The organism is Ralstonia sp. R-29 (genome assembly GCF_049913345.1).
Classification (GTDB): domain Bacteria; phylum Pseudomonadota; class Gammaproteobacteria; order Burkholderiales; family Burkholderiaceae; genus Ralstonia.
Window position 1 is genome coordinate 758,502 of the sequence record NZ_CP184378.1, and the last position, 17,963, is coordinate 776,464.

Annotated in this window: 13 protein-coding genes; 5 read left to right on the forward strand and 8 right to left on the reverse strand. The window is 64.5% G+C overall.

The features are described from left to right. Window positions 1–37 precede the first annotated feature (37 nt). A complete protein-coding gene (locus tag ACN9M1_RS20610; RefSeq protein ID WP_426400417.1) occupies window positions 38–5,083 on the reverse strand; it encodes a putative Ig domain-containing protein in 5,046 nt (1,681 codons plus the stop codon). Between the two features lie 500 nt (window positions 5,084–5,583). Here ACN9M1_RS20610 and ACN9M1_RS20615 point away from each other — a divergent pair, with 500 nt between their 5' ends. The 5 genes from ACN9M1_RS20615 (at window position 5,584) to ACN9M1_RS20635 (ending at window position 8,087) form a co-directional block, all read left to right on the forward strand. Next, on the forward strand, window positions 5,584–6,117 hold the full coding sequence (locus ACN9M1_RS20615; RefSeq protein ID WP_426400418.1) for a phage tail protein: 534 nt from the start codon (window positions 5,584–5,586) through the stop codon (window positions 6,115–6,117). Window positions 6,118–6,127: 10 nt separating this feature from the next. Continuing rightward, the gene (locus tag ACN9M1_RS20620; protein ID WP_426400420.1) at window positions 6,128–6,661 is read left to right on the forward strand and encodes a phage tail protein; all 534 of its coding nucleotides are present in this window, start codon (window positions 6,128–6,130) and stop codon (window positions 6,659–6,661) included. 14 nt (window positions 6,662–6,675) lie between these two features. Continuing rightward, window positions 6,676–7,197 carry a phage tail protein gene (locus ACN9M1_RS20625; RefSeq protein WP_426400421.1) on the forward strand — a complete coding sequence of 174 codons (522 nt, stop codon included), beginning with the start codon at window positions 6,676–6,678 and terminating at the stop codon, window positions 7,195–7,197. Between the two features lie 71 nt (window positions 7,198–7,268). Then, a complete protein-coding gene (locus tag ACN9M1_RS20630) occupies window positions 7,269–7,568 on the forward strand; it encodes a DUF6916 family protein (protein ID WP_426400423.1) in 300 nt (99 codons plus the stop codon). Window positions 7,569–7,586: 18 nt separating this feature from the next. Beyond that, window positions 7,587–8,087 carry a GNAT family N-acetyltransferase gene (locus ACN9M1_RS20635; protein WP_426400424.1) on the forward strand — a complete coding sequence of 167 codons (501 nt, stop codon included), beginning with the start codon at window positions 7,587–7,589 and terminating at the stop codon, window positions 8,085–8,087. A gap of 71 nt (window positions 8,088–8,158) precedes the next feature. Here ACN9M1_RS20635 and ACN9M1_RS20640 read toward each other — a convergent pair whose 3' ends face one another. The 7 genes from ACN9M1_RS20640 to ACN9M1_RS20670 form a co-directional block, all read right to left on the reverse strand. After that, window positions 8,159–9,862 carry a hypothetical protein gene (locus ACN9M1_RS20640; protein ID WP_426400426.1) on the reverse strand — a complete coding sequence of 568 codons (1,704 nt, stop codon included), beginning with the start codon at window positions 9,860–9,862 and terminating at the stop codon, window positions 8,159–8,161. Between the two features lie 185 nt (window positions 9,863–10,047). Next, the gene (locus ACN9M1_RS20645; protein WP_426400427.1) at window positions 10,048–11,520 is read right to left on the reverse strand and encodes a GDL motif peptide-associated radical SAM/SPASM maturase; all 1,473 of its coding nucleotides are present in this window, start codon (window positions 11,518–11,520) and stop codon (window positions 10,048–10,050) included. Between the two features lie 98 nt (window positions 11,521–11,618). Continuing rightward, the gene (locus ACN9M1_RS20650) at window positions 11,619–12,203 is read right to left on the reverse strand and encodes a DUF1842 domain-containing protein (RefSeq protein ID WP_426400428.1); all 585 of its coding nucleotides are present in this window, start codon (window positions 12,201–12,203) and stop codon (window positions 11,619–11,621) included. A 51-nt stretch (window positions 12,204–12,254) separates the two neighbouring features. Beyond that, entirely contained in the window at window positions 12,255–12,890 is a 636-nt protein-coding gene (locus ACN9M1_RS20655) for a DUF1842 domain-containing protein (protein ID WP_426400429.1), read from the reverse strand. Window positions 12,891–12,947: 57 nt separating this feature from the next. Next, window positions 12,948–13,139: a DUF1843 domain-containing protein gene (locus ACN9M1_RS20660; RefSeq protein ID WP_426400430.1), complete on the reverse strand. Its 192-nt coding sequence runs from the start codon at window positions 13,137–13,139 to the stop codon at window positions 12,948–12,950. 552 nt (window positions 13,140–13,691) lie between these two features. Further along, entirely contained in the window at window positions 13,692–14,753 is a 1,062-nt protein-coding gene (locus ACN9M1_RS20665; RefSeq protein ID WP_426400431.1) for a tryptophan 7-halogenase, read from the reverse strand. After that, on the reverse strand, window positions 14,750–17,752 hold the full coding sequence (locus ACN9M1_RS20670; RefSeq protein WP_426400433.1) for a LodA/GoxA family CTQ-dependent oxidase: 3,003 nt from the start codon (window positions 17,750–17,752) through the stop codon (window positions 14,750–14,752). The genes ACN9M1_RS20665 and ACN9M1_RS20670 overlap by 4 nt, the downstream gene beginning before the upstream one ends. Window positions 17,753–17,963: the final 211 nt, after the last annotated feature.

Sequence of the window (17,963 nt, forward strand, 5' to 3'; positions counted from 1 at the left end):
CAAGCAACTGCCTCGGCGGCGGGCGTTTATTGACGACTCAGAACGGCGCAGCAAACGTCAGCCGCACGCCCTGCTGCAAACCACCCATCCCCACCATCACGCTGTAGTCCAAGCCGAACGTGAGCGGCCCGGTACGGAACTTGGTGCCCAGCCCTACCTGCATACGATCGCGGCCATACGGGCTGCCGCTCACGGTATAGGCGGGGCCGAACGAGGCCATGTCCGCATAGGCCAGGCCGGCATTGCTCTGGCCATTGAAATCGTGCTGGTACTCCACGCGCGCATACGGCAGGAAGGTGCCCCAGCGGGTCTTCTGCGCGTGTTCGGTGCGCAGGCCTAGCGTGCCGGACAGTGTCGTCACGGTCTGCTGGAAGTACGTCAGCGCGTTGGTGCCTGCACCGGTTTCCGAGAACTGATCCAGCGTCGACTCCGAGACCGACAGGCGCCCGTATGGCGAGATCAGCCAGACGTTGTCGCGGTGCTCGTAGCCGGCGGAGACCGACGCGAAGACCTGCTTGCCGTTGCGCTTGCCGGTAGCGAAGTCGCTCGCGTCCGTCACCCAGCGGCGCGAGTCGAAGCTCAGCGTGCCGAAGCCCGCCACACCGTCGATGAACAGTGTGGGTTGCGGGCGGAAGCTGCCGTACAACGCCACGCTGTACGCATCGCCAGTGCTCTTGGTGCCGGCGCTGCCGATGTCAGTCGAATCACGCCCGTAGCCGAAGCCGGCGCCGACGGAGAGCTTGTCCGATACGCGGTAGTCCGCCCCCGCGGTGATGCCGCCCGTGGTGAAGCGGAAGCCGGAGCGCTGCGTGCCGGCGTTGGCAAAGCCGAAGTCGAGCGTGCCCGCGCTCCAGAACGCCAGGTTGGGCACATCCGCGTTACCTGGGCCGGCATCGGCACCGGGCAGGTCTGGGCCGGCGTCGGCGGCGCCTACCCCGTCCTTGGTGCCCTTGGCGTCGGTGATGCGCTTGCCGCGTGCCAACGGTCTGCCGACGGTGCTGTCGCCGCGCAGGCAGGCTTCGTGCGCGGCAATGCCGAACACGTCCTGGCAGCGGGCCTGGGCGTCACCGCGCGCGCTGGGTAGCGCCACCGTAATGCCGTTGCCTGACGGTGCGTGGCCTGTGCCGTGCAGCGCTTCGAGGCGCTGGTGGTAGTTGCTGATTTGCGTGGTCGCAAAGCGCTGCGCGGCCTGGATCTGCGCGTTGATCAGGCCACTGACGTCCGGATCGGTGGACGGATCCTTGCGCGGCGACACGCTGACCTGGATCGTGGCCGGCGTCGACGTAGCAATCGCGTTGCTGAGCGTGTACGTGATCGTGGCCGTGCCGCTGAAGGTGCTGGTGGGCGTGAAGCCGAGCAGATAGACCGGCGCCGCCGCCGCAATCGACTTGATTCCTGCCGTCGCCTGCGGGTTCTGCTGCGCGACTGTCGCCGTGCCGGCATTGGACGGGACGACCGAGACGATCGCCGCACCCGTGAACGGGCCGCCGGTTGCACCGTCCGTCAGGTCTACGTTGACGAGCTTGCCCGCCGTCGTGCTGGCAGTCTTCTGCGTCACGGCAATCGGCACGGCGTTGACGGTCACCGTCGCCTGGATTGGCGCGGAGGTGCCCGCCGTGTTGACCAGCGCAAAGGTGAAGGTGATGCTGCCCGACGTGGTGGGCGTGGGGGTGTAGACGATGTCCAGGCCGTTGACCACAGCCGTGCCGCTGGCCGGCGGGCTGACGATCACCACCGATGAGAACGGCCCGCCCGTCGCATTGGCGGTGGGGTGCAGCGTGACGGGTGCGGTGGACGTGGTGGTGGCGGTGATGGCCGATGCCGTGCCGATCGTCTGGCCGACCACGAGCGTGTAGCTGCGCGTACCGCTGTACGGTGCACCGGTGCCTGTGCTGCTGTCGGTGGCCCGCACGGTAAAGGTGCTGCTGCCCAGGGCGGTGGGCGTGCCGCTCAGCACACCGGTGGTGGCGTTGAGGCTCAGCCCCGTTGGCAGCGTGCCGGAGGCGACGGCGTACGTGTACGGTGCGATGCCGCCGCTGGCAGTCAACGTCTGGCTATAGGCCGTGGCAAGCGTGGCGCCCGGCACGGTTGCCGGGTTGAGTGCGATGGTTGCCGCACCAATGGTGACGGTGTACGCGCGGCTGGCAGTAAAGCTGTTGGCGTCGGTGGCCGTCACGGTAAAGCTGAAACTGCCGCCTGCCGTGGGCGTGCCGGACAACATGCCTGCGCTCGATAGCGACAGCCCTGCCGGCAGCGCACCGCTGGTGATTGCGAAGGTGTACGGCGCCGTGCCATTGCTGGCCGTCAGCGTCTGGCTGTAGGCCGTGCCGATGGCCGGGTTAGGCAACGTTGACGGGGCCACCGTCAACGTGGGTGCGCTGACCGTCAGCGTGTAGGTGCCCGACACGGCATAGGGGCCGGAGCCTGAGCTGCTGTCGGTGGCCGTGACACTAAAGCTGACGGCGCCGGCCGTGGTGGGCGTGCCGGAGAGCGTATGGGTGCCCGTGTTGAATGACAGGCCGGTGGGCATCGTGCCGGAATTGACCGTCAGCGCATAGGTGTAGGGGCTGCTGCCGCCGCTGGCGGTGAAGCTCTGGTTGTAACTGGTGCCGGCCACGCCGGTCAGCCCGGACGTGGATGACGGCGTGATCGTCAGCGTGGGGGTGCCCACGCTCAGCGTGTAGGCCCGGCTGCCGGTAAAGGGGCCGGTGCCGGTGCTGCTGTCGGTGGCTGTCACCGTGAAGTTGAAGCTGCCGCCGGCGGTCGGTGTGCCGGACAGCGTGCCCGAACTGCTGAGCGACAGGCCCGCCGGCAGTGCGCCGCTGGTCACCGCATACGTGTACGGCGCAGTCCCGCCGCTGGCCGTTACGCTCTGGCTGGTTGCGGTGCCGACGGTGGCACTGGTGAGTGTTGCCGGGCTCAGTGTGACAGTGGGTGCGGCAACGGTAAGGCTGTAAGCACGGGTGCCGCTATAGGTGTTGGCATCGGTGCCGCGCACCGTGAAGTTGAACGTGCCGGCAGCCGTGGGCGTGCCAGACAGCGTGCCCGTACTGGAGAGCGTCAGCCCTGCCGGCAGCGCACCGCTGATGAGCGTGTACGTATAGGGTGCGGTGCCCCCGCTGGCCGTCACACTCTGGCTGGTGGCCACGCCCACCGTGGCGCCGGACAGCGTGCTGGGCGACACCGTAATCGTGGGCGCCGAGGTGGTCAGCGTATAGGTGCCCGAAGCCGTATAGGGGCCGGTGCCCGTACTGCTGTCCGTGCCGGTAACCGTGAAGTTGACCGTGCCCGATGTGGTCGGCGTGCCGGACAGCACACCGGTGCCGGTATTGAACGACAGGCCGGTGGGCAGGGTGCCGGAGTTGACCGACAACGCATACGTGTATGGCGCAGTGCCGCCGGAAGCCACGAACGACTGGCTGTAGGCAACGCTGGTGGTTGCGCTGAGGCTACCCGACGCTGGCGTGAGCGACGGCGTCGGTGCGTTGACCGTGAGCGTGTAAGCGCGGCTGCCGGTGAAGGGCCCCGTACCGGTACTGCTATCCGTGGCGGTGATGGTGAAGTTGAACGAGCCCCCAGCGGTGGGGGTGCCCGACAGCACGCCGCTCGACGACAGGCTCATGCCTGCAGGCAGCGAACCCGCCGTGATCGCATAGGTGTAGGTTGCGGTGCCCCCGCTGGCGCTCACCGACTGCGACGAGGATGTGCCGACCGTTGCGCCCGTCAGCGTGCTGGGCGATACGGTGATGGTGGGCGCGCCGACGGTGAGGCTGAGTGCGCCGCTGGTTGCAGAGAACGGGCCGGTGCCGGTACTGCTGTCCGTGGCCGTGATCGTGAAGTTGAAGGTGCCAGCAGCCGTGGGGGTGCCGCTGAGCGTGCCACTGCTGCTCAAGGTCAGGCCCGCAGGCAGCGAACCCGAGGCCAGCGCGTAGGTATAAGGTGCGGTACCGCCGCTGGCAGAGGCAATCGACTGGCTATACGCGACCCCAACTGTGCCCGCTGTCGGTGACGACGGCGTATAGCTCACGGTCGCGCTGGAGACCGTGACCGTCACCGTGGCGGGTGACGACGTACCGCCCGCGTTGGTCGCGGTGTACGCAAACGTGTCGGTGCCCGAATACGCCGCATTGGGCGTATAGGTGATCGACGTACCGCTGGCATTGGCCGTGCCATGGCTGGCCGCCGTTGAAACCGCCACGCTGGTGGGCGCTCCGCCGGTGATGTTCAGGGTGATGGGGTTGCTACTGCTGCCGTGCGCCACGGTAGCGCTGCTCGCATTGGCCACGGGTGCAGCGATGTAGGTGAACTGGTTGGCGGCGCTGGTTGCACTGGTGCCGCCGGTTGTTGTGACCGTGACATTCACCGTGCCGGCCGTCCCGGCTGGCGACGTCGCCGTGATCGACGTTGCACTATTGACTGTAAACCCCGTGGCGTTAGTGCCGCCGAACTTGACCGCCGTTGTGCCCGCGAAGTTCGTGCCCGTGACGCTGACGGTGGTGCCACCGCTGGTGCCCCCCGAAGCAGGAGAAAGACTGGTGACCGTCGGCGTGGAGCTGATCACGGTGATGGACACCGTGCCGTTGGGTATCCAGGTGACCCCGTCGTTGCTGGTGTAGAACGTGGCGGTGTCGGTGCCGGAAAAATTCGTCGGGGGGTTGTAGACGAAACCGTTGGTGTTCGGGTCGCCCGATGGCGGCACCGAGCCGTTGTAGATGGCGATCGTGCCGCCCTGCGAGGTGGCCGTGTAGGACACCGGGCCCGACGAGCTGTTGGCATCGCCAGCGGAATCATAGGCAATGCCGATCAGGAAGGGGTCGCAATTGCTGGTGTCGGCGCCGGTGAAAATGTAGGGCTTCTGCGTATTGGCGTTGGTCGAAAACGAGACCGTACAAGGCGACGCCGATGCGGTGGACGGCAGCAACATCTGGCAAGCCGCCAACGCCAGCATCGCCAGCGTCCCCTGCCCTGTCCATGGGGCCCAGGCCCGCGCCCGTGTCCTGCTGCGGCCGAACAGGTGGACGAATGTCAGCCACCCGGCCAGCCAACGCCAGCCGGGCAGGATTGTTTTTGTCAGCGTACGCATGCCTTCCCTCGCTCCCACGTCTGTTTTAACGGACGTTTTTTATTAGTGTCGCAGGCGTATTAACCCGGACAACGCCTGATTTTTTTTGCCAAGCGAGGGAGGTTTTGTGCTGGGAGTTTCACTCGCAGCCCTGGGCTCAGTAAAAACCCTGTACGGATTACCCGCACCAACTTGTATGAATACTCCCCCGCAAAACGAAATGATTAGTTACTTTGGTTATGGGCATCATTTCGATTCGATTGGATGCTAGAAAGGAATCCATCCTTCCGCAAGCCGGCCATTCCAGCAACACAGTCAGCAAGCCCTTCTTACCCGATTCGATTGCCTGGACATCTGATCTAGCGCAAGGCCGAGTTAAAAATCACGCAGATGACTCGGCTATTCACCTCACGAGCCCGCGATCGCGTCGAATTGGCGGATGGAAATAGTCGGTGCTAAAAATCCACGTAGCCGTTGCAAGAATCCAATAACGTGGCACTGCCACATCGTAAGGAGGGGCTGTGGATCAATATCTTGGCGAGATTCGCTTATGTGCGTTCTCATTTCCGCCCAAAGGATGGGCCTTCTGTAACGGTGCCCTGCTGGCGATTAACCAGAACGCGGCACTGTTTTCGCTATTGAGCACGCAGTATGGCGGCGACGGCATCCGCACCTTTGCGTTGCCGGACCTGCGCGGCCGCACACCGCTGCATCGGGACACCACCAACACCATCGTCGGCAGCGTCGGCGGCGTAGAAACCGTCACGCTCAACGCCGCACAGATGCCGATGCACAACCACCTCTTCAACGCGTCGACCGACGCCGCCACCCAGGTGAACGTGGGGGCCACGCAAAACCATGTGCTCGCCACCAGCACCATCACGACACCTAGCGGGCCAGGCACCGCGCTCTATGCCGCGCCGGGCACCTTGACCGCGCTGTCTGCGGAGACCTGCGCCGATACGGGCGAGACGCAGCCGCACGAAAACATGCAGCCATCCCTGGTGCTGAACTACATCATCGCGCTGACCGGCATTTTCCCGTCGCGCAACTGAGGAGCGGACCATGGAACCCTTCATCGGCGAGATTCGCCTGTTTGCCGGCACCTATGCTCCCCAGGGCTGGCTGCTGTGCCAGGGCCAGGTGATCAGCATTTCCGACAATGAGACGCTCTTCACATTGCTGGGCACGACGTATGGCGGCGATGGCCAGTCCACCTTCGGGCTGCCGAACCTGCAAGGCACACTGCCCATCGGCCAGGGACAGGGGCTGGGTCTGACCAACCGCATCATCGGTCAGCAACTGGGTAGCGAAGACGTGACGCTCACCCAGCCCCAGATTCCGGCACACAGCCACACCGTGTGCGCGACCACCGGGACAGCCACCACCGTCACACCCGGCCCCGGCGTGATGCTGGCCACCGTGCCGAACGCGCAAGGCTTCTACGACGGTGGCACGGCGAACCCGCCCACCAAGGCGGCTTTTTCCGGCAAGGCTGTCGCTGTTGCGGGCAACAGCCAGCCGCACTCCAATCACATGCCCACGGCTTCCATCAACTACATCATCGCCACGGCGGGAATCTTCCCGTCGCAGAGCTGAACAAGGGGAGACACATGTCAGATCAATTCGTTGGTGAGGTCCGGCTCTTCGGCTTCAATTTCGCCCCCGTGGATTGGGCAGCCTGCGATGGTGCACTACTGCCGATTTCACAGAACACCACGCTGTTTGCCATCCTCGGCGCAACGTATGGCGGCAATGGCACCAGCACCTTCGGCCTGCCCGACCTGCGTGGCCGCGCGGTGATGGGTCCGGTGGGCGGCATCCTGGACGATCCGCAGGGCGATGACATGGTGACGCTGGTGCAAAGCGAAATGCCCATGCACACGCACACTGCCTATGGCGACAACGCACGGGCGGGCTCTCCCGAGGCCACAAGTCGGCTGCCGGCGCGCTTCATGGTGGCGCACAACGACGCTTTCGTTGCCGTGGACGCCACGCCCGCACCGGCCATGACCACGCTGTCCCCGCAAACCATCGGCACGGCTGGCGGCAGTACCGGGCACGAAAATCGCCAGCCCTTTCTGGCCGTGAATTACTGCATCGCATTGCAGGGCGCGTGGCCTGCGCGACCTTGACGCCGGACGCTTCACGCGCGGACGGTGCCACGCCGTCCGCGCCCGACTGACGCACGTACGCCATTGCTCCCATGACTGTTTCCGCAGAGCTGTTCCTGCCGCATGTCGGCACCGCATTTTCCGTGCACAACGCAGCGGGTGATGCGTCCGACCCACCGTTCACGCTGAGCCTAGATGAGGTGGCAAGCGCCACAACTGCGCCTGCCGGTGGACGCGCGTTCTCGTTGTTCTTCCAGGGCAGTGGCGCCCTGCTGCTGCAAGGCACCTATTTCCTGCGCCACGCGGTGCTGCCCGAGCAGCCGATGTTCCTCGTGCCGGTGGCGGGCTCGCGCGATGGCTATCGCTATCAAGCCTGTTTCAACCTCGCCTGAGTCGCCAACGCCAATCGCATGCCCAATTTCGCCATCGAACGACCGGGCACCGCCCTCCGTCCTGTTACGGCGCAGGACCAGCCATTCCTACTGAGCCTCTATGCCTCCACACGCGAGGCCGAGCTGCAGCTGACTGACTGGACCGATGCGCAGAAACAGCAGTTCGTGCGCATGCAGTTTGAGGCGCAGCAACGCGCTTATTTCGGTTATGCCGATGCGGAGTTCTTCCTGATCCTGCAGGACGGGGCGCCCGCGGGGCGAATCTATCTGCAGCACCGGCACGATGCGATCCTGGTGATCGATGTGTCTCTGTTGCCGGCGCATTGTGGCCAAGGGATCGGCAGCGCGGTGCTAGCGGCCGTGTTCCGGCAAGCGGCGGCGGCAGGCAAGCGTGTGCAGATCCACGTCGAACGCTTCAACCCAGCGCGGCGGCTGTATCAACGGCTGGGCTTTCGGCTGGTGGAAGACAAAGGGGTCTACCTGTTCCTTGAGTGGAACGCAGCGCCAATTCTGGCCTGACCTCGTCCCTCCCCAAAAAAAAGCATCCGGGGCCGCGACCCCGGATGCAGCCATGGTGCGCCGGATGCGGGTCAAGGCAGCGGCGTCAGCGTCCGGTAGATGTGGCTGACGGAAACCTTGTTCGTCGTGTGGCACGAGAAGCAATTCGCACTCGGATCCGACGGGGTCTTGCCCTGCACGAACGTTTCCAGCGTGGCGTTGGCGAGATGATTGGTGCCCACCTCGTTGCCTCCGTTCGGTGCCGCGCCGCCAATGGTCCACGTGGTACCGAGTTGGAAGTAGTTGCGCCGGATGTCTGCCGCATTCAACTGAGAAATCACGCTGGCGTTGGCGGAGATCACCTGGGTGTTCAAGGCCGCGGCATTGGCCGGGCTTCCGCCATCGTTGGAGCCCCAGGGCTTCGCACGCAGCACCATGGCCGGCGCAATCGGCGTCCCGGTGATCTCACTGCCCGTCCAACTGTTGCTGGTGGTGTTGAATGGCCCAGTCGCGCCGCTAGGTGTGAAGAGCCAGCTTCCCGTGGTGTTCTGCGCCACGGTCTTCAAGCCACTGGTGGAGTTGTAGGCATACGTTGCGTTGGGCGCATTGCCGACGTGCTCGAACGTGCCCCAGACCATCTCACCATGCCCGTTCGTGGAGCCCACCACGTGCAGGCCGAGCATGACAAGCTTCATCGCCGTCTGCCCGTTGGGCACCCACTTGTCGGGGTTGCTCTTGTCGAAGGTCGGCACCACCGCGGTGACCTGGATGTAGTCGTTCGGATTGGACACCTTGCTCGCCTCGACCCAACTCGACTTGGCTTCGATTGCCAGCGCGTTCGGATCTTTGATCGTGTGGCCCTTGCTGGCCGCAAAGCTCACCACCGCTGCGGCATCAGCCGCTGTCATCGGGAAAGTCAGCGTCGTGTTGAACGGAATGACGGCTGCCCCATGCATCGTGCGATGGAAGGCAAATACGTCGTTGACCGCGCTGATGTAGTAGATGAGCGAGCCATTCTCCGAGATCAGCACGCCGCTGTCCGCCTGGCCCGGTTCAACGTCAATCACGTTGCCCGCTGGGTCGATAAAGATGGGGATGTGGTTGACCACGATCTTGCGCGCCTGCAGCGCCGCCAACATCGCCTTCGCCGGCACGATCGGCGTGGGGCGCTCCGCAGACAGCATCGCCTGCTGCCGGACGATCGGTTGCAGCCTCAGCACCTTTGGCGCAAGCGGCTTGCCACGCGCATCGAGGAGTTCCAGCGTGCCCTGCTCCGTCTTGCGTGCGTTCGCAATCTGCGAGGCCGGGATCGACTTGCCAGTCGCCAGACGGACGAGGGGCGGCCGCTGCCGTGGCAGCTCACGCTGCACTTCCACCACCTGACCGGTACGCGCCATCACGATCGGCAAACCGTGCGGGCCCAGCTCGGTCGCGCGCAGGAACATGCGGATGGGCAGCCCCGGTGCGTTGGGAATGAAGGTGCGCCGATCGCTGCTATCCGGCGGGCTGACGGTGTAGAACTGCGGCGAGAACATGACGTGGCTGCCGCCACCATAGCTGGCCGGCGCGGGCGATGTCAGCCACAGAAACATCTGCTCGGTCCACTGGAAGAAGCCGCAGTTCGGCGCCAGCGGCAAAGTGCTGTCGGCCGGTTTGACGACACCATTGAGCGTGACCGAACCGCTCTCAAAAAAGCTGGCGACGGTTGCGGGTGGGATCGGGCACCCGCCCGCCGCGTCGGTCGGAACCGCCTGTGCAGAAGCCGTCTGTGCGTATCCCAGTGCGGCTGCCAGCATGGCGCCACATAAACGATGTTGGACCCTCGGACTCAGTGGCATAGCACTCTCCCTGTTTGGACGCATGGTTGCGTTCCGGTTGTCTCCTCGCGCTCAGAAGTTCACCCGTTGCAGCGCGCCGTTGCGCGATCGGCGCGTATCGAAGAGGCGCCCGTACAAGCGCCCTTCCCATTTCCGCAATCCATTCAGCCGCTTCTAAACGTCGATGCAGGCAGCCCGAGCAACTGCTCCAGGGTGTTGATCACCGCATGCCGATGGGCTGCGGCTTCACGATGCGCCTGTGCTGCCGCTTCAACGTCGGCGCCGCAATGCGGGCACGTCACCTCGTGCGGGTAGATGTAGCCATTGCAACTGCGGCACAGGCTGAGTTGCGGCGGCACCCGCCCGCGATCCGGCGCGCGCTTGCCTTTGTTCTTCCATGTCAGCTCGACCACCTGGCCCGATCGCACAATGCTGGACACGGGCGTGCCATCCGCAATGCGCTCCGTCACCAAGTCGAAACGGCCAACGGCGAAAGAGGTGTCGCTGGCCTCATGGACCTTGACGATCCGCTCGCGCAGCCCCTGCTTCTGCAGCTCGAGCACGCGGTAATGGCAATACGGGTTGTTGCCCGGCTTGCCGAGCAGCGAATGCGATGTCCAGGTGCATCCACCACGGCACGCATCGGCGTAGTAACAACTGCGGCAGAACCCCCACAGATCGTCTACCGAGCGCAGGCGCCCAAAGTGGATCGCTTCACTGGTGCGCCAGATGTCTTCCAGCGACAAGTCGCGGACATTGCCGCCAGCAAAGCCCACTGTCGCCAGCGATGGGCAGCCCTTGACGGTGCCGTCCGCTTCCAGTGCGATCACGGTCTGCCCAGCAGCACAGCCATTCCAGTGCACACGCTCGTCGCCAAAGCCACGCCACAGGTGTTCATACGGGCCGTAGTAGCCGATGTTGTTGCCGACGTTCATCAGCAGCCCGCGGCGCTCGCCTTCCTGATACAGCCGCGCGAGCAGCGGCATCAATTCCTGCAGTTGATACGGTTGCAGCAGCAGCGCGTCGTTGTCGACCGCGTTGCCCATGGCGACCGTCAACTGGATCTGCCAGTGCGTTGCGCCAAGTTCGATGATGGTGTCCATCAACGCGGGCAGGTCGGGCATGGTCTGCGCGCCGATCTGCGTGTTGACGCTGATGGCCAGCCCCGCGGCGCGGGCGCGCCTGAGCGTATCAACGGCCCGGTCGAACGAGCCAGGGACATTGCGCACCTTGTCGTGCAGCGGCGCAAGCCCATCAAGCGACACCCCGAGCCCGTTGAGGCCGGCCGCCACCGCTTGCTCCAGCCGCGCCGGCGTCAGGTTGCGCCCGCCAGTCTGGATGGCGCAGTACATATCGTGCGAGCGGATCGCCCGGATCAACTGCGTCCAGTCCTTGCGCAGATACGCTTCGCCGCCAATCAGCGAGACCTCCCGCGTCCCCAACCTGGCAAGCGACTCGATCACCTCCAGGCATTCCTCGGTATTCAGTTCGTTCGGTCGGCGGCGTCCGGCGCGGGAGCCGCAATGCAGGCATTTGAGATCGCACGCCAGGGTGATTTCCCAGACCACGTGCACGGGAACGTACCGATGGAAGTCGTCCGCACTCAGGTAGCGGGCCGGCTGCGGGTTCTGCGTCATGTCGCTTCCCTGTCTTGTGGGGTTCGCCGCATGCCCGGCCTGCGTGGCCCGAGCATGCGGCTGCAGGCCGAGGCCTGCGCGTCGCTCAGCCGAGAGCTTCAGGCACGGCCCTCAAGCCGGGCGATCTCCACATGCAGCTTGTCGAGCTCCGCCTTGAGGAGCGGCGCGTCAGCCAGTTGCTTCTCCGCCTGGCTCGCCAGTGCCTTCATCTGCCCAAGATCACCGGAGGCCTGAGCCTGTTGCATACCGACGCCGTACAGGGGAATGACGTGGTGCGGCGGCTGCGGCGCCACCGCTTGCTCGACGGTCATGACTGCGTACTCGACCTCGTGCCAGCGGCCGCCTTCGAAGTAGCGATAGCTGGCGTGCCCCGACTGCCAGTTCCCAGCCAGGATGCCGTGGAAATAGAAGGTGTCGGCCAGCGTGCTGGTCGGCCCGCTCGGGTTGCCCTGCAAGGTCAGGATGATGGAGGGCTGCGCGCCATCTTCCAGCCGGACGTAGCTGAAGTGCCCCCAGACATCCGCATGGAAATCCAGCGGCGGGTTGGTCGTCTGGGTAATCCGGGCGATGCCGGACACCTTCTTGGCAGGCGTATTGACCAGCAGCGACAAGGTCAGCCTTGGGGCACCAATGGCAGGCGTTGCAACAACATAGGTGACGGGAAACAAGCCGGTTGTACTCATGGGGTCACTCCAGAAAGAAAGGTGTGGATGGAACATGCACGGCGAACAACGTCACTGACGGCTCTCGAGCTTCTTGATCTCGGCACGCAGCGCCGCGTGCGCGTTCGAGATTTCCTGATGACTGTCCAGCTGCTGCTGCACGAACGCGGCGAGCGCCTTCATGTGCGCCAGATCGCCCGACGATGTGGCGCGCTGGATGGCCGGCCCGTACAAGGTGCGGCCGATGGTGAGTGAGTCCAGCGCGTTGGGCGAGTTGGGAATGACCGGCCCCGGCTCCAGCGGCACGAATTCGTGGTCAACACGGGCCGGCACGCTCTCCACTTCGTGCCACCGGCCATCGCTCCAATAGCTGTAGCTGGCAACGCCCGTCTGCCAATCGCTGTTCAGCACCAGATGCAGCCGGAAGGTCGGCATGGCGTTGGAGCTCGGCCCGCCGCTATTGCCCTGCAGCGTGACCAGAATGCGCGTGTTGGCGGGCGGCATCAGCGCCATGTAGGTGAAAGTGCCCCACACATCCACGTGCAGATCGAGCGGCGGCGATATGGGCTGCGTGATCGAAGCATTGCCGACCACGTTGCGCCTGGGCGTGTTGACCAGCAGGTTGAGCGTGAGCGTCGGCGCGCCCGGCAAGCCGGTGCCAATCACATAGCGAACCGGGAACAGCCCCACTGCGTTGTCTCCTGACATGCGTCCTCCTTGGGTAGACGATCGATCGAACTGGCGTGCCGGCGTGGCACTGCCGGGTCATGCGCGCTCAGCCTTGGCGATTTCGCGCTTGAGCAGTTCAAGCGCGGTATGCAGATCGCCTTGCTCGCGCACCACGGCCTCGGCCTGCGAGAGCAGTGCCCGCATCTTCTTGAGATCGCCATCGGCAATGGCTTCATGAATGGCAACCCCATACGGGGGAACAGCGGCTTGCCTGGATTCTTGGCTCATTTTCAGACCTCATTCATTACGTGTTGAATAAGCGAATTAAAATAAACTGCGATCTACCTTGCGCGATCATGAAAGACTAACTGCGCATTTAAATTTCGCGATGCCCGGTGGAAAACCCCATACCCCCGAACATGCAAAACACCACACGAAACCAAACCTACGGACGTCATTCGACGCCGGCAAAGATTGCCGTCTAACCGGGTCGATCAAGAGAAATATGCCCCACCCCGCGCCAGGCTGGCCCCAGGAGATACGAAGGCTCAGCAACCGCGTAAGCCCTCACCCATCGCTTGGTTCACAGGCCCCGACGCGACGCTTCGAGGCCGTCTCCCAACGTTTCGTATTTTTTAAGCCCCCACTTCACAACAGATCGATATACAGCCAAGATAGCGATCAATTTTTTCTGTTCCGTTTTTATAGTTTTTATCGAAACAGGTGTCAAACCAAAGAGCCACCTAAAACCGGAAAATCACCAATTCATACCAACAATAAATGACTGATAACCAAAAGAATGAATGCAACGAAGTTCATCCAAAGAAAACACGATGCGCCCTAGAGCGAATGATGACGACTGCGCCAAAACGGTAGGTCGGCCCAACGCTGCTCCATCCGGTAGTAGTGCGCAAGCCGTTGCCGGTATGTGTGGCGCACCTGTGCAAGCTGCTCGCCATATCGGCGTAATGGCGACGCATCGCCCGCCAACGCGCTGGACACAGCCTGCGCGCCCCGCAGCCCGGTATACAGCGCGTTGAACATGCCCTGCGAGGAGAGCGGATCGAACGACAGTGCGGCGTCTCCAATCGCAATCCATCGGTCTCCATACCACTGCGTCAGCGTTGCACCGCTCGCGTCGGTGCCGCGCGGCTGCGTCCACACGCCGTCAGGCGGACACACATGTTGCATTTGGTTCGTCGCGGCCAACTGTTCACGCCAGCCCTGCGGATTGCGCAGTACGCGGGCGCCTTCCGCCGCCTCGACGTGCAACACCGCCACGCGCCGTGCACCCGGCAATGGCGCGCTATACCACCAGCCATGGGGAACCGCTTCGATCAGGGTGCGCTCGTCTGGGGATATGTCGTCACACCAGGCGTACAGCGCGACCAGCGATTCATCGCATCGGCGCTCCACCCCCAAACGCTGCGCGAGAACGGCGCGGCGGCCACTGGCATCGATCAGCCATCGCGCGAAGACGTCACCATCGTCGAGGCGGACGCGCCAGCCGCCTTGGCACGATTCCACCGTCTGCAGGCGCGCCTCGCGCAAGCCGGCGCCTGCGTCGATGGCCGCGTCACGCAAACACTGATCGAACCGACGGCGATCGAGATGCCAGCCGGCGCCATTCGGGTCGTCAATGAAATCGGTGGCGACCAGCGCATCCGCATTCCACGCCGATGCGTTGCCGACATGGGCGCGCGGCATGCTGCGCTCCAGCCATGGCAACAGCCCCATGTCACGCAGCAGCGGCCGCGCCGCACCGGGCAAGCTCTCCCCCACCCGGTCGACTGGCTTTGCCGCATCGGCCAGCATCACGCTGTGGCCGGCCAACGCCAGCATGCGTGCCGCGGCGGCACCGGCCGGGCCGCCACCGGCCACCAACACATCAACGTCGCTCACGGCCGTACGATGCGCAGGAACTCTTCTCGCTGTTCGGCGCTGGCCCAGCCGGCACGGCTCAAGGTGTCCCCCGCGGGTTCGTCGTGCGCAGCAGCGGCAGCGAATACGGCTTGCAGCAACGGCGGCACCTTGTCGCCCGCAAGCGACTCGACAAAGATCACCGGCGGGAAGTCCGGATCGTTCTCCACACCGGGGCGCGCTTCCACGATGCCGAGCTGCGCGAAATGCTGCACCATCAGCATCATCACCTGCGGCGCCGGCGTCGGATTGGCAGGCGTGCCCAGCAACGCGCGCAGCCAATTCGCCCGTCGATTGAACGCGGCAATGCGCTGCTCGCGCGGCAACGCTTCGTTGATCACGATGCGATAGTCGGCGTCGCTCAGCACCTGATTGGGCACCCGCGCCGGCCAGAACGACGGCAGGTAGGGGTCGTATTCGTGGTCGTACCCCGAGCGGCAGAAGGCGGTGTCGCCCTGCCACGGCAGCGCCATCCATCGGCTCAGGTCGCCCGGCCCTTGCGCGTAGAGCGGCCCGCCGGGGCTCAGCGCAATGGGTTGGGTCAGCGTGGTGCCGTAATCGGGCTCGGCCACGCCTTCGGGCCGCTCGCGAATGCGAAACGGCGCGCGATACAGCGACGCGTGACGCATCGGCCAGGTCAGCTCGCAGCCCGGGTGGAACGCATCGGCCAGACAGAAATGCAGCGCCGCCTGATTGAGCATGGCAGGCTGGTCTGCCAGCGGCACTTCTGCCAGCGTCTGCGGCGGGGTGTATTCCGGGCTCCAGTCGTTGACAAAGTCGCCGCGCACCCAGCGCTGCAGCAGCGCCTCGCGCACCTTCGACAACGCCAGGTTGTTGCGCGGCGTAGGCACCGAGGATGACCCTTCCGCATCGCCATACAGCCATGGCCACAGGCGCACGTCGTCGACGGTGTTGCTGGCCGGCCGGAAGCAGTTGAAGATCACCTGCCGCAACTCCGCGTAGGGGTCGCCCTGGCCTTGTGCCGGTGTGTAGGCCAGCTTGGCGATCAGCGTCGGATCATTGAAATCGAACTGCCCGCCGCGGCCGAACAACGCGGCAAACCCCTTGTTGACCCATTGCAGGTTGGTCAGGCGCGCCAGGGCGGGCAGCACATCTTGCGTGAACGACACCGTTTCAGGAAACGGCAGCCAGCCACATTCGACGTAGGTATCGACCAGCAAGTCATACAGCGTGCGCCAGCCGATCACATCCGGCGCATAGTTGGGCGGCGCCACAACGGCCCAGGCTGAATCCACCGGAATGGCTTGGCCGTTGATGTTGACAGCCGCCCGGACCGGGCCATCCGAAATGTCGTCGTACCAGCCGTTGGCATTGTTGAAGCTGCTCGGATTGGCCGGGTCGTAGATCGGCATGCCCTCCGGCGAGGCCGATGTGCCCAGGCCACCCAGCACCAGCAGATGACCATGCTCGTCGGTGCGCAATTCGCCCAATGGCACCGGCACCCCTTGGAACGTACCGGTATCGAACTGGTACGCCGCGCCACTGGTGTTCTTGCCTTGGATATGTCGCACGCCCGGGTCAATGGCCAGCGCGTCGCGCGCCGCGCCACTCACATGCGGATTGCGCAGCGGCACAGCCACCGTGGCGGCCTCTGGAATATCCATCGCCACCTGAAACTGGAACCACTGCGACTTGCGGTTGACCAGGTGCGCCTGCCAGACGATCTCTGCGTTGTCTGGCGTCAACTCGCCCACCACCTCGCCAGCGGCGTTGTAGCCGTAGAGACGAAACCGCGCGGCCTGGCGCTTGATCGCGCCGGCGGCATCGCGCGTCTCACCCGCCAGCGTCAGCGGTGGATGCGTGACCTCCGGCCCGATGTAGAAACCATCCGGCGCTTTGCTGTTACCAATGCGCGCAATGCCGATGCCGGGATAGATAGCGGCGCGGACCACGCGCGTGTCTTTGGCGGCGGGCCAGACCGTATCCGGGCGCGGCACGATGGGTTCGCCCAAGGGCTCGCCATTCACGTCGCGGCGCAGCTCGGCCGAAGCGCGGTAGACCACCTTGCGCGCCTCGGCAATGCTGCCGACGGGCTCATGCACGGCCAGCGTGCGCCACGGGTTGAAAGCAAGCGTCTCGCCATAGTTGGACTGGCCACGCGCCGTGATGTCCTGGCGCGGCAGGACGAGCGTGGCGACATGAATCGGCGGCGATGCCTCTTCGCTCCACGGCACCATCGCCTTATCCAGCGGCATCGTGGCCGGGTCGGTTTGCAACTGCACCATGAAGCGAAAGCGTGCCTCGCCGTTGTTCAGGCGCTGTTCAAGGTCGATGCGCAGATAGTCGGGATCGTCGTAATCCGGCACAGGCCCCGGCGGCACCAACTCCGGCTCGAGCTTGTACTTGCAGTAGCGCTGCTCGCCAAAGCGGAACGGGATCACGCTCCACAAATCGGTTTCCAGCACGCTCGGCACCACCTTCTTCATGGCATCGAGAATGCGCTGCGTTTCCGGGTGGGCCTTCAGCCACGCATCGGCAGCAGCGGCACCGGTGAGCGATGCGCGCGTGAAGGCGCACATGTCGTGGGCGTCGTTCACGAAGAAGACGTCCATGTTCTGCAGCAGGATGTCCAGCGTAGGCGCGTGCACCTGCGGCGGCAGCATCTTGTCGCCTGCCACGTCGAACAGCTTGATGCCGATGCCGACCGTACTTTTCAGGTCAGGCACGCCATCCGGAATATCGCTGGAATAGCGCACCCACGCGGGATACGCCATGCGCTGCCCGAACAGCCCGACGCGCAGGTCCTCCGGCAAGTCCGGCACCACTTCAAAACGCCCATGCGCAACGCCATGCAGGCGCAGGAACACAGGCCGCTTGGCCGGACACTGCCCAGCCTTGATGCGGCCAAGCTGCACCATGTCAACAAACATCTGCTTCAGGCAACCGATCGGGTCCACCTCGCACTGGCACGGCACCGGCTGGCTTTTTGCGTCGGGATGGTCTGTCGTGGGCTTGTTCATGCGTCTCCTCCGGATTGGAATGTGGGAGGGCGACTCACATGCATGAGGCAGCCTGTCGGGTCGACATTGATTGGATTGGTGCCACCGGCCCGCCCGCAGGCAGGCTCACGGCCCGTTTATGTGCGACACGGCTGCTTGCGACAGAAATGGATCTGTCTCCCCCGCCCGTGCACTGATTCTAGAAAGCGCCCCAACGAAGCGCGCCCCAGCC